8 protein-coding genes are annotated in these 13816 nt (G+C 44.3%); all 8 read right to left on the reverse strand.

Going from position 1 to position 13816, the window contains the following annotated elements:
- Positions 1-79: 79 nt before the first annotated feature.
- Entirely contained in the window at positions 80-2584 is a 2505-nt protein-coding gene (locus J2T19_RS13910) for a WG repeat-containing protein (RefSeq protein ID WP_307216645.1), read from the reverse strand.
- A 219-nt stretch (positions 2585-2803) separates the two neighbouring features.
- Positions 2804-3160: a hypothetical protein gene (locus J2T19_RS13915; RefSeq protein ID WP_307216647.1), complete on the reverse strand. Its 357-nt coding sequence runs from the start codon at positions 3158-3160 to the stop codon at positions 2804-2806.
- A 65-nt stretch (positions 3161-3225) separates the two neighbouring features.
- Positions 3226-3507: a hypothetical protein gene (locus J2T19_RS13920; RefSeq protein ID WP_307216649.1), complete on the reverse strand. Its 282-nt coding sequence runs from the start codon at positions 3505-3507 to the stop codon at positions 3226-3228.
- Positions 3494-5269 (reverse strand): hypothetical protein, encoded by a 1776-nt coding sequence (locus J2T19_RS13925; RefSeq protein WP_307216651.1) that lies wholly within the window; start codon positions 5267-5269, stop codon positions 3494-3496. Before J2T19_RS13925 ends, J2T19_RS13920 begins: the two co-directional genes overlap by 14 nt.
- A gap of 4 nt (positions 5270-5273) precedes the next feature.
- On the reverse strand, positions 5274-8825 hold the full coding sequence (locus J2T19_RS13930) for a DUF4132 domain-containing protein (protein ID WP_307216653.1): 3552 nt from the start codon (positions 8823-8825) through the stop codon (positions 5274-5276).
- Positions 8826-8898: 73 nt separating this feature from the next.
- Complete coding sequence (locus J2T19_RS13935) at positions 8899-10104, reverse strand: VWA domain-containing protein (RefSeq protein ID WP_307216655.1); 1206 nt, start codon at positions 10102-10104, stop codon at positions 8899-8901.
- Positions 10089-12497, reverse strand: a complete 2409-nt coding sequence (locus J2T19_RS13940; protein WP_307216657.1) for a DUF5682 family protein — start codon at positions 12495-12497, stop codon at positions 10089-10091. The genes J2T19_RS13935 and J2T19_RS13940 overlap by 16 nt, the downstream gene beginning before the upstream one ends.
- On the reverse strand, positions 12485-13585 hold the full coding sequence (locus J2T19_RS13945; protein WP_307216658.1) for an ATP-binding protein: 1101 nt from the start codon (positions 13583-13585) through the stop codon (positions 12485-12487). The genes J2T19_RS13940 and J2T19_RS13945 overlap by 13 nt, the downstream gene beginning before the upstream one ends.
- Between the last annotated feature and the right edge of the window lie 231 nt (positions 13586-13816).

Below are 13816 nucleotides of genomic sequence, written 5' to 3' on the forward strand. Positions count from 1 at the left end.
CTTGCCTGTGCGAATGGGACATCGGTGTTTGTTCCTTTCTCTAGATATCCTCATTTGCATATTCTATAAATCGATGAATTTACTTATGAAAAGCTATCCAAAACTCGCCTTCTGTATTGATAATATCCTTGATCTGGATAAACGGAATGTTAAAGGTTGGGAATCCAGCGGCATAAGGTGCAATCTCATATGGAGCAAAGTACAGATGCAACGCATCTGCTGTCACAAAAAACGGTTGATTAGGGCTAATCCCCTCATACGTATCCGGAAACACATACGAATATTGTGGATCATTCTTAATCTGATCAGCCACAATTCGACTTAGAACCTTGACATAATCACTGTTTGGTTTAAATAAGTCTTTGAGCTCATACATATGTCCGTTCGTTAGATTAATAATGGCGTAAATCATGGTAGGCATGCCATGTGCTGCACCAAACGGATAGTTGTACCCTGTAAGCTGTAATTGAAGCAGCTGCTGCTTATAGAAGCTAATCTCAAAGTCACCCGTATAGGAATAATCTAATTTCTGATCTGCAGGAATAGGCTTAACCTGAGATAAAGCTTTTAGATTGGCATTAACCCCGAGCTGTGCGGCTTGATCTGCCATTCCCTCAACTTGCGGATAATAGACTAAGTAGTCCGGGTTAGGCTTATACTTTTCCTCACGAACACGGTACGGTGGATGGAGCGGGACGATCGTATTTTGTTTCCATATCACCTGTCCGTTTCGATTTACATACGATAGACGCTGATCGACAAACGCTTTGATCAGATTCGGTGCTACGACCTCTAATGTTCCTGAGCCTTCAACCTGAGGATATCCTGGAGCAGGCTGACCACTGCGATCGAGCAAATAGGTACGTTTGCCATCTGACGCAGAAAGTAATCCTTGTTTAAACTGTCCCACTTCCCGATATGTGAATGGCGAAAGTAACTTTCCACCTTCATCTGCAATAGCATACAAGGAACCAATGTAAGGCTGTTCGGAATCAATCGCTTGACCAAGTGCAAACCGCTGCTCTCCAAGCTCTCGTATATCGTTATACGTGGGCTGAATGACGAACTGCCCTTGCGGATTAATCACACCATAACTTGATTTGTAGTCCTCCGAGGTGTTAACAATAGCAAGACCATCCTGAAATGGAAGTGCTGTGCTGAACTGAGGCTGAATGATAATGTTGCCACGTTCGTCGATGTAACCATATTTACCTGCTGTCTCCTTCTGAAATGCAAGCAGTCCGTCGCCTAGTGGGCCTACATAAGGATAAGGATAGGTCGCGAGTCTATTTCCGTTGAGATCAATTAACGCATACTCGTTATCCTTAATCTGCACTACGGCTTTCCCTTGCTGAAAATCGTAAGCTGACTGGAACTGTGCCTTAATGACCTCTTGACCTGAATGATCTAGATAACCATATTTGATCGTTCCACCACCTGAACTGCTGTCCGTATCATAAAATAAAGCTCTTCCACCGGATAAATCCGCTATAAATGGATAAGCACGTCGGGTCAAAACATGACCTTGCTCATCAATCATTTTGAATCCTTGAGAATCAATGACGATGGCCCGACCTTCCACATATGAATTAATGCTATCGTAAAGTGGCTGAACGACAAATTGTCCATTCAAATTAATGACGCCTGTCTTCCCATTCTGAACGACAACCGCAAGACCGTTTGGCTGGAAATCACGCGCATCGTCTAGCACAGGCTCCAATCGAAGGTTGCCTTGTTCATTCATATATCCCCACCGAGTCCCCTGTACGGTTCTAACGGAAACGGGATATAACCACGTGACTTCCCGGGCATGGCTGCCACTCTCCATGGCTTGTTGAATGCTTTTCTCAAGCGCAAGTAGTGCTTCTTTAGATGGATATGGGTCTGAGAAGCTTAATGCCTTCTGAACAGAAGCTAATGCAGCAGGGAACATGCCCGCTTTGTATTGTGCATCTGCGAGGTAGCTCCAATAGAAAATATAGTCTGGATAATGCTGCGTCAGTTTCTCATAATATTGCACAACTTTGGGGAAATAGTAGGGATAGACATCCGGTGCAGATACCCACTTGCCATTTTGCCAGCGAATGATGTCTACCCGGTAGGCTTCGCCTGTATCATGAATCCATAGTGCAATTTCTACTTTGCCATCTCGTCCATGCTGTCCAGGCATATCAATAATCTCTGCATGACTAAATACAACATCGTCCGGGGTCAGATCCTTCAGACCCGAATCCGTCCAATCGTATACAGCCAGCTTCGACCAGATGGCCCCTAGCTGCCAGCCCACAATAAGATTATTTCGAGAGGTAGATGTAACCGGCGCAGCTGTAAGCAACGTAACCCGATACCCTAGTCCCTTGGTAAGCGACATCTTGATCCATTGACCGTTGTAAAACTTCAGAATAAGCAAGTATAGCTCCCCATTCAACTGATAGACTGTAGCAATTTCCGGGATGCCATCTCCAGTCAGATCAGCAGCATAAATGGCGGGATGCTGCACCGGTTTATCAATTGTGACGACTGTTGCACCAGCCGGGATATGTTGATGGACAATCTGAACAAGTAGCGGCTCGCTTATAGACATTTTGGTTCCTCCCTTATGACCGCATTCGCCTAATGGTATGCGTCATCTACAGGGATATGACATGAAATTCACTTCCATAACTTACTTCCACGTTTACATAGAAGATGGATACAAATTTTGATCATCTTGCGATATGTCCACGTATGCCCCTATATTCAATCTTCCTCATTTAGATTCTTTATTCATCTTGCAGAGCTACCTTCTGTCCATTGACCTTTTCTAATCTGGATTTTGCCAAAACGTAAAAAAAGTATCCGCAACGCATTCTTCAATCTCTTCGGTCGATGCCTGATAGAGAATAGAATGAGCGACTTTCCATAACAAACCAGCATACTGGTCCATCACCCACTCCATCGCTTCAGCATCACCTCTTACTATTGCATGTCTAATCTGTTCTTCGTTCACAACTACCAACTCTCTCTCCCGTCCTGTTGAGATGGCATCATACCCATATGTATTGACCTTACTATATTCGATGGGAAAATGACTTTTACTTACACAGCTGAAAAAAAGATTTGCAGAGGTAAGAGCCCACTGCAAATCTTCTAATATGTTTCTATAACGTATGAAATTCATTGATTAGATTATAGCTACATGCTCTGATGAACCAAACTCTATATCGCTCAGGTAAGTTCATTATTCTATACGCTGTCTTGCTTACTACTAAGCTGTACATATTGGGTCAGACGACAAAACTGAAATAACAATACATCTTCATCGCCTTCTCCAAGAGCCACCCGGCGCCCTTCCTGAATCACATGTTCAACTAGCTCGTATAAAAACGACATCTGCAACTGCAATGCTTCCTCCGCCAGGGGTTGCAGCACATCTAGATCTCGGGTACTAAACTGGGATAAACCTCGCAATAACAACTCTTCCGACCAGCTCTCGAATCTCTGCATGAGGTAATTATAGTCTTCCAAGTCTCTTCATCCTTCCATAACCCAGATCCAGCTTAAGACTGAATACGGTGCTTCCTTTCAGAAAACTGATAGGGACAATCTGCTGTTGCTCTACACGGACAAAAGTATAGAAATGCTCTAGAGCTGCCGCACCATAGCCGGATTCCAGCCGTTTAATCGTCGTTTCCCAATCCGAGGCATAAGGTAACGTCAGCACGAGCTCTTCACTTGCTTCTGTCATAACCGTAAGCATAAGATCCTGCGTGTTTGGTTCGAAGTAATGCTCCAATATACGAGAAACCTTAATTATCGCGAGTCGCTCTTTAGGTGCAGAGAACAAGCTAACTTCCTGTGAATCATGACTCAGAATCGATGAAGCTTCCTGTACCAGCGACGCTACATTCACCTTCTCTACTTCTGTCCGAGGAAGTATCGTAAGTTTAGCCCCCTCGCCTGAAGATAGCCTGCAATCTTCATTTACTTTGACAGCGCGAAATTGCACTTCTTCTCCTGCAAACTGACGAAACGTCACCTGGGGTAGCCATGGAATGTAAGATCCATAATGTTCCGAATAAGAGAATTCATGATCATCATAGTAAGTGGCTCTGACATCGCTATACGTATAGATCTGCTGATCATCTAATCCATAGAAATAATACGTGATGCCTCGGAAGCCTGAGCGTGTCTCCCAAGCATCTGCCCCGATTCCATACAAATGCAGCTCCGGCACCGTATAATATTTACTGCGGAATCGACCGATAAGTTGGCTTTGTTGAATCGCTGATGCATTTTCCTGTTCAAGGACGTGAAGTGCAAGGTACAGCTTGCTTACTCGGTTTAGCAATGTGGGCATAGAGAAGCGTACATGTCGGTTAAAGAACAACTGCAGCTCTCCCTGAATGCCGCGTAAGCTACGCTCAATATCAGGCAAATTACCACTATGGGCTGTGATCGCCAGCGTTTCTAACTCTGCTAAATAGGACTCAGGAAGTCTTGCTAGTCCTGTTTTGAGCATGTCTGCCAGGATAACTCGGCATTCCTTCACAGTCAGTAATGAGAACTTCAGATCGAATGCCTTGGTACTTAGTGAATCAGTGTCATCAATCCCTTGTTGCATCCGGTAACGAAGCAGCGCTTCGAGCTTAGCGATATTTCCAGCCGTCTGCTTCACCTTGCACAGAGCTTTAGCGAGACTGGGCTCTTCGGTGAACGAAACTTCGATGTCCTGACTCACAAGATATACCGTAAAAAGCGAGTCTTCCAACACTTTAATTACTTCAGGATATCTTAATCTGAACAGCACTTCTTCAATGACTGAAGAACTCAGTGATTTAATCAGTTTCGTAAGATCGGATTCGAGCATCCAACGGAATCGGGACGCTGTGTCTATAGACGATGAGGCTTGATCTATACGAACTTCATCAAGTTCATTTGCCTGATCTAAGCCGGTACCGCTATCTGCTTCACCTTGCTCATCCTTATTTTTGATATCTGTTGTTGCATGCTCCCGCTGATAATAGAGAATTGAAATTAACACATGCTTACAGATCTGTTCAGATGGGCATGAACATTGCCACTGATCTAGCGTATCTTGCAACGTACACATGGAGCCTTCACTTAGTTCACAACTAACAGATGTCTCGTTCCATGTGTAGTCTACCGTTACACCGTTGTCTAACTCTTTTAAAGACCGCTTGTATAATCCCTTATTCGCATATCGAATCAAATAATCTTCAGTGCATAGATTGGAGAATATCCGAAACTTCTGTTCAAATGAACTCACCTGATCAACGCCCCGTTGCTCTCAAAATATCATAGATGGTCTCACTGAATATGCGTCCAGATACTTGTCCGAGCGGAATAGCTTTGTTATTTCCATAATAATAAGATCTGTTATTCTCCGGTTTGAAGAAGTGTAGCCCTTCAAGTGTAATCTCTTCTAAGCCATCATAATACGTGATACTCGTACCACTGAACTGTAGTTCTGCAACGAGGTCTCCATATTCCTTGTAAAATTCATGATACCAGCCACCGTCCTGTGCTGGACCTTTGATCCATCCGTACTTTTCCAATGCTTTTGGCAGAGCAGTTGGCGAGAACTCGGCCTCTGGCAAGTGTTCATATTCAACTTTATTTTGGTCATCATCCTCAACGACATGTGCCTCACGTTCTAGCTGTTCGAACGGTTGTTTGATCTCATAATCCTCTAATTGAGTCTTCCAAGCTTCTAATGAAGAAGGCTCCAGCTCAAGTGGATGTACTAGCCCAACGCGTGCAGCCGAAGCAAGTTCGTACTCATCCTCGTCCACGGTATTAAACGTACCATCTTCCATGTAACGGAAGGTGTCCACTAGTTCCCCATCTTCATACGTTCCCCAGATGAGACCAACTGCAAATTTACGCATAATGACATTGCGAACGAATAGATCTTTCCAGTCCTCTGCAGTCCATAAGCGTTGCTTGGACAATGATTCTTCAAGTCGTTGAGCTTGAATCGTAACCATGGATTTGAGTTCTTTTTTCAGTTGTGTGAAACGTGCCTTGGATTTAGCGGCGAGCTCAGCATTGTCTTTTTGCGCGGGAGCAGGCAGACTCTTCACGGATTTGCCTGTTTCTTCATTCAGCACGACGACCTGCAGATCGCTGCTCACCTTGACGAGGAATGAGCGCTCCCCATAACTTAACTGTAACGTTCCTTTCTCATCGAATCCGAGAGTGGTCACCAATCGATCTTCCAGCTGCTCCGAAGTGAGACCCAAATTGTCAGCTGCGAGTTGTAACGCTTCTTCTGCTGCACCTTTAACCTGACGATTCTTCACACTACGTTTAATTTTGTCGATCGCCATTAGAGCAGATGGCTCTTTGAGGTATGCAAGCACTTTTACAGCATCTGCTGCAATTGCACCACGACTATTTTCTGTCCAATCCTTGATCTGAGAAGCCAATATATTCACAATCTGAATATCACCAAAGAGTGCTGCAAGGTACATCACCCATTTCTCCTTCGCAGGAGCGCCATCTTGAATCCACACATGGAGTAGCTCATTCACAAATCGTGCCAACGATTCCTCGCTAATATATTCGCGAAGCTCATTAAGTCGTTCATTCGGAGCAGATGTATGCTCCATCGACTGCACCAGGGCATACTGCTTAATACGATCATCTAACGGTTGATTATCCTCAGAGCGAATGAGAGCAGGTAAATCCTTCACTGATAACCAGCCGAGTCTAGATAGTTTTTTGGTATCTGCTTGATCAGCAAGCGCAGCATGTGCATACTCTGGACTCTGATCTGCAGTTTCTTGCAGGATCTGAATAAGGTTTTTCCAGTCTGTTGATTTCTCGCTCTTTAACAGCTCCTCGTATAATGACTTGCTATTCTCTAGTGTTCGGATTGCAGATAAAGCCATCTCTTTGATTGCTGCTTTTTTCTCTGAGCGATATATCAACATATACAATTCCTGATCCGGTATGCGATTGAATTCAGCTAATGCAGTACTCGTTGCTTTTTTGGAAGAATCCTGTAGTCCCGCGCGAATCGCCTCAGCCAGCTTTGGCTTTGGAAGTTCTTCACGTTGTTCAAAAGCAATGTCCAGTACCAAAATACGAGTGTCTGTAGGCAGCTTCTTATATTGTGCGATAGCATAATCCAGATTCTGCTGAATGATGCGACGGTATTCATCCTGTGGCATCGATTTGTAGCTGTAGTCCGTCATTCCGTTAAGTGAGAACAGACTGGTAAGTAATTGCTCACGTTTCACCTGAGGGTCTTGTCCATAACGTTGCAGTAGTTTCTCACCACTGAAAGCATAAGAGCTATACATATCCGAGATAATATCCAGCGTCCAATCCGGATGAGTCGTCAAGATGGCGAACCGGCGCATCGCTTCCGAATCAAGTGGCAAAAAGCTAATGCTGATCAGATTGTTAATTCGTTTTCGATCCCGATTCAGATGATTAAACAGTCCGCGACTGTTCGGATCTTCCCAATATTCTTCTAATGACGTTTCGCCATTTAAATACCGGGCAATCGCAAGTCCTTGCCTTCCTCCATCCAAAGGTTGACGAAGAGCGTTGAACACAGCTTCCTCCATCGTCGCTTCCGGATTAGGTAGTGTTAATTCGTTATCTTCCATTATTTTTTGAATAACGGCCTTGAGAAAAGGAGTCTTGAGAATCTCATATGCGCGTGCCGCTTGCTCTGGTTGACTTGCAATAGCAGCGTGAAGCGTGTTCCAAGATATCATGTATGCATTGAGTTCATCACGTAACAATTCGATCAACTGGTAAGGCTCCTCCAGAGAGATCAGTCCTTCAAGCAGAGCATTAGCATTCTTCGGCCTTGAGTCCAAGCCGAGCAAATACTGGCGAACTTCGAGGGGGTACACCTCATGTAAACGTTGAATAGTATCTAGCAGAACAGCTCCTGTCTCCGTCTTCGCATCAAGGAAGCGCTGTTTCCCTCCATGAATATTAATCAGGTACAGCACAGCACTGCTCAGCAGCACCATCGTTTGATGAAACTCATTATGTGAGCCTTGTTCTTTGGAAGAGAGTTCAGTATTCGGATAATGCTCAGCTATAAGCTGACTGCGCTTTTGCTGTATATGCTCATCCTTCAGCACTTTGGCAGAACTGTTGTGCTTCCCTTGCATATTACGCACGATTGCTGGCTCAATTAATGTATGTAGTTCATCCCGCAGCTTCTCCGAATCATCTTCCATCACATATTGTAATAATGGCGGCAGAGATTGCTTATATTCTTGAACCTGTTCAACATGCGAGGGAGTGTCGCTTAGCTTGGAGTACAGATGTAATAACATCAGTGCTTGAAGGATATCCCGATAGTTGCCCTGATTCTCCTTGTTGTTTAGAAGCCACTGTGCGCGTTTCAATCTGCCCTTCAATTCTTCATGGATTTCCTCTTCACCAGCGAATTGCTTGATTTTGTTCAGTCGTTGCACTAGATAAGCCATGCGATCAGGGTTTGAGCTTCTTCCAGCTAAGCCATACGGTGAGAACGCAGCGCTAATACATATTTCAAACGCACTCGTTTGCCACGTATTTCGTTTAGCGTAGCTTGATTCCAAATGCATCACAATAGCTCCTGCACGGAAAAACACATCTCCGTCATCCTTTTTGCCAAGCTTGGTTAACATATCAATCGTATAATAGACATAATGGCTTGATTTCCCCATCATCTCAGGAAATTTATCTGTACGACCCATGACATATTCAATAATTTCGTCACTACGGTCTGTTTTGAGTGAATAATCTTGAGAGCACATCACTGCAAACTTTTCGACTAAACCTTCAACTCCGCGATCAACTGTAATCATTATTTATTCCTCCTTAAGGTTGAGTTTACAAGAAACAAACGTCATGTGGTTCTATGTTATCCTTCATGCATCCTTACGCGATGATCTCACCAATCCAATCTGCAAGTTCATTCGGGGTGATAGCCGCAACATGCGCACCCATATTCGTAAGTGTCTGCGCCGCATGTTTGTTGTAGACCGAATCTCCATTGAAATCCAGGGCGGTGAGCACGAGTAATTTGCAGCCCGCATCAATAATATCTTTACACGCTTGATACATGTGATTGATGTGGAATCCTTCTTCCAGGTCGCTGACGAGAATATAGATCGTTTTGCCAGGGTTATCGATTAACGTCTCACCGTACCTTAACGCTTTTGCGATATGCGTTCCCCCACCGAGCTGTACATTCATGAGAACGTCCACGGGGTCTTCCAGTCGGTTACTCAGATCAACGACCTGGGTATCAAATATAAATAATTTCGTACGAAGTGCATTCAAACGATAAAAAATACTAGCCATTACGGAGCTATAGATCACGGAGTCCATCATACTTCCGCTCTCATCGACACCAATGATAATGTCCCACTTGTTATGATTCTGCGTTGAACCGTCAAAATAGAGACGATCTATCACAAATCTTCTTTTGTTCTTATCATAATTTTTCAAATTCCTGGTGATCGTTCGTTTGAAATTCAGATTACGCAAAGATCGTACGGAGCTAGATGTGTATCGACTGCGTTTCCCTAGAATACTCGCTCGGGTCTGAGACTCTAGCTTACTGCGAAGCTCCTCAACCACGGTGCGCACAATTTCTTTGGCACTACGGAGTACATCGCCCTTCATACGACCTTTGAACTGCATAATGTTCTTCAGCAGATTCATATTTGGTTCAAGGGATTCTAACAGCTTCTTGTCGGTTAATAACTCCGTTAAACCGTAACGGTCAAGTGCCTGCTTTTCGAGAATTTCGACCGTCGTTTTAGGAAAGAGCTCTCGAACTTTATGAAGCCATTTGGGCACCGTCAGATCCGAAGCGCCTTGTCCGCCTGTTTTGCGATACCCCTGTTCCTCGCCGTACTCACGGTTATATAAATAACCTAGAATCTCATCAACTTCTTGATATTGAAAATTCTCGGAATCAAATGATGCGTTGTTAGACAAGCCTTCTTCTGCTGAATTACCAAGAATGAGTCGCCAACGATTAATGGTCTCAGCTGTGTTCCGTATCTCCGTAGATACGTCGTTGACGCTATCCAGTTGATCACTTGCCGGTACCTCGTTATTCAGGTCAGCTTCCATGCGTCAAACTCCTTTCGCATTGCTTCATCCCATGATCTAGCCGCTTGTAGTAGCTGTTCATCTACTGGAGCTCGTCCTAATTCCTCGGATTGAACCTGGTGCAGACCTGCGACTCTATCAGCGATTAGACCCGTTTCCATCGGTGTGAAATAGGTGAACGCGAGCCGCAGCTCAGGTACCATACTCATAAATTCATCCAGTGGGAGCTGCTCAATTAGAAGATTTAGTTCATGTAATAGTTCATCTTCATATAAGAAGGCATCACGAGCTATGGCAAATACACCTTGCAAATAAAGAGCGGTCTGGCGCATTTGTTCTGGAGCCCCATGGATATAACCACGTGCTCGTTCTACAATCTCATGTCTTGGCCGATCACCAAGTCCGGAGGAAATGGCAATACATACACCTTCCAATTGAGCAGGAAGCTGATGATCCGTTAATAATTCATTCAAATGTATTTTGAATGTGTCATCTAGATAACGCTCCTCCGAGGATTCTGCCAGCATAGCCAGCAGTTTTAACCCTTGAATGATTGCTTCATGCTCATCGGGATTCGTTCTAGAGAGATGTAGCAGCTTGTCCACAGCGTTGTTATATGCTTCGAGCACCATAGCAGGCAATTGCCGATCCTCAAATAGACCAAGAAGTCTGCGATGCTGATGAATACGGTGCAGTATTCGAAGACTAGCACATAAGGATAGAAAGTTACCATCCGTTCTCAGCGCACTTGCCACCTTGTCAACCAATTGCTTCGAGGTGCTTTGTAGTCCCATCAGCATGGCTTGCAGCATTGCCTTGGCAAGCTCCCCGCTATGATGATCTGGGATGCTGTTCATCGCTTCTTCCATTTTCCGTGTTGCTGCTTCCTGAATCGTTCCACCATATAGCGAATTTTCAATTAAGCGGGCTTCGACTCTGGAGGAATATGCATACACCCACGTCTCCCGGACTAAATTCATATCACGCTGTTCAACCCAATCCGGGCCTGCCTGGCGTTTGGCAAAGTCCGGCACAAGATACGTCGTACATTCAAATAATTGACTGAGCTTGCGATGTTCAGGCTTTGCATACAGGTCTAACACTTTCTTGTGTTGACCTGTCGTTCGCAGCTGAAGCTTAGCCTCATTGCAGCGCTCTTTGAAGTCTTCAACAATTGGAATACTATAGCGGTTTGGTGCCACTGTACCGATAACATCCCCGGTCAAAACATGCTGAAGCTCTTGCAGTGGTTTATCTGTAGCTAATGTAAGCTCACCTTTGACAAAGGCGGATAACGCTCCATCCATTAACTCGTAAACTCCGCCTTCTCTCTTGCCACGCAGTGAGGCGAGTCCCTGAATCATGCTATAAGCTTCAATCGCATCGCTTGTAGAAACATACTCATGATTCTCACGAAGTTTGCGTGTAAGTTTAGATAAGACCTCCACAGCGGTTGCATGATACGGTGACTGGTTATGACGAAGGATGTGATTCCAGATCTGTTCGTAATAATTAACATAAGGCATCCCGCTTGCATATCCATTTAATCGATCTGCTTCAGCGAATGTGTACACCATCGGATACATTTGCTTCCGCACGGGTTCCAGTTCCGGCTCTTGAGAAGGATATGATAAATTAGTGTTTTCGAAGCTGGTTGAACTCGAGTCTGGCATAACAAGCCCATAGGTATGGAATCCTCCCGTAATCACCAGTACGCGGTCAAATACCAGCTTAGCTTCTTGTATACGTTGTCTCATATGAGTTTCTCTAGCGAGATCCCCTGTACGTTGCAATTGCTTGTCTGTATAACACATACGAGATAACGTGCAATAGGTAAATACCTCCTGCACAAATGCTTGCGTTGTCTTCTCAAGCCCTGCAATCTCAAATACTTTTTCCCACAACTCATCGAAGCTGCGACAATTCGTTTTGTGGCACAACCGTTGAATAAAGTCAGATCCTGCGAGCAATGTCTCATCCTGAACAGATACGTGTTGTTGCTCTTGCTCTCTCGGCTGCGAGAAATGATGATAATCCAGGTCAATGAATTGAGCTGGTATGCCAAGCCGTGAGGCCTCTTTCAGAGCTACATATTCAGGTGAATATCGCAGCATGGGATAATAACAGGCTGCTCTCGTTTGATCCGTCTCATAGGTGTAATACAAGCTAATGGGTGGAATGGTAGCTTCATCAATTAATACATCCAGATAAGGATTACCACTCTCCGGTCCTTCAATGAGGATGGTATCTGGCTTGTACTCCTCTATTAAGCGTAGCAAATGATAAGAACACGCTGGACTATGATGGCGGATAGGAAAATAGATCGTGTCATTGTTCAGGTTGTACACCTGAGAATCAAATAACGTCTCGACATGTTCAAGCTCTTGCTGCCGAGCTTCTTCTAACCGATCCATTTTTTCTCCTCATAATAATCCTTCCAGATCCCTTCTTCCCGAGCTCGCTCCTTCACAATCTTAGAGAAATAGGATTTGAGAATCGAAAGATCTTTTTCATTTTCCTTAGCAATCGTTCCAAGCATGTTCTGAACAAGCCGATCTAATGCGATATCTTTATCTTCGTAATAATAGGATGTCATCGCACTCTGAACATAGACCGATACAGCTTCAGCCGTACTCATTGTCGCTTGTGGTGTATCGAGCTTGAATCCTTCTCGCGTTAATCCTGTACGAAGCTCCATAAAGGTTGTGGCTAACAGTTCAACCACATCTGTATTGATATCAATATCGATACCACTATGTAATAATAGGCTCCGAGCCTGTGACTCAATAATTTTGGCTTCCATTTTCACATTGCTGATTGGTTTGATCGTTTCAAAATTAAAACGACGCTTCAATGCACCACTCATCTCATTGACACCTTTGTCCCGTATGTTGGCGGTAGCAATCACGTTGAATCCGGATTGCGCGAACAAAACGCCACCATCCAGTTCGGGGATACTCATCACCTTGTCACTGAGAATACTGATCAAGCTATCTTGTGCCTCTGCTGGACAGCGGGTAATCTCTTCAAAACGTGTAATAATGCCTTTTTTCATTCCATTATATAGAGGAGACGGTACAAGAGCAGCTTCTGATGGACCTTTATCGAGCAGCATGGCATAGTTCCACGAATACTTAATCATATCTTCTGTGGTACCTGCTGTGCCCTGAATGGTGTTCAAGCTCGTTCCTGAAATTGCTGCGGACAGCAACTCGCTGAGCATGGTCTTCGCTGTACCAGGTTCACCTACTAACATCAGTCCTCGGTTGCCCGCAAGTGTGACGACTGCACGCTCGATTAGTACATCATTACCGTAAAATTTACGTGTGATTGCTACCTCTTCACCATTCAATATGGCGGGCTTATCCCTACCAATAATAAAATCTCTGACGTACACGGGAGATAACAACCAATGTGGGGGACGTTTCCCTGTATCTTCTTCTCGTAATGCACGTAATTCAGTTTCATATAATGTCTCGGCGGGTGGTTTAAGCATCTCCATCGTCAAGATATCTCCTCTCGAATAAACAGATCGTATGTTCTTATACTAGGCATTTTATCACAGCATGCGTTAAACCACTGTAGAAAACGGTAAAAATGGTTGTAACGTCCTTCATATCAGGCTTGATATATAAGTCCATGGACATGGGTAAGAGTGTAAGTATGAACGTCAAACTAGCCAAAAAAAGCACAGGCAATAACCTGTGCTCACGAATCTCTTCATCTTTCTTTC

The organism is Paenibacillus tundrae (assembly GCF_030812775.1).
Taxonomy (GTDB): domain Bacteria; phylum Bacillota; class Bacilli; order Paenibacillales; family Paenibacillaceae; genus Paenibacillus; species Paenibacillus tundrae_A.

Coding starts and splice junctions, on each gene's coding strand:
- J2T19_RS13910 (WP_307216645.1), bottom strand. CDS start 2,584: ATGTCTATAAGCGAGCCGCTACTTGTTCAGATTGTCCATCAACATATC.
- J2T19_RS13915 (WP_307216647.1), bottom strand. CDS start 3,160: ATGAATTTCATACGTTATAGAAACATATTAGAAGATTTGCAGTGGGCT.
- J2T19_RS13930 (WP_307216653.1), bottom strand. CDS start 8,825: ATGATTACAGTTGATCGCGGAGTTGAAGGTTTAGTCGAAAAGTTTGCA.
- J2T19_RS13935 (WP_307216655.1), bottom strand. CDS start 10,104: ATGGAAGCTGACCTGAATAACGAGGTACCGGCAAGTGATCAACTGGAT.
- J2T19_RS13940 (WP_307216657.1), bottom strand. CDS start 12,497: ATGGATCGGTTAGAAGAAGCTCGGCAGCAAGAGCTTGAACATGTCGAG.
- J2T19_RS13945 (WP_307216658.1), bottom strand. CDS start 13,585: ATGGAGATGCTTAAACCACCCGCCGAGACATTATATGAAACTGAATTA.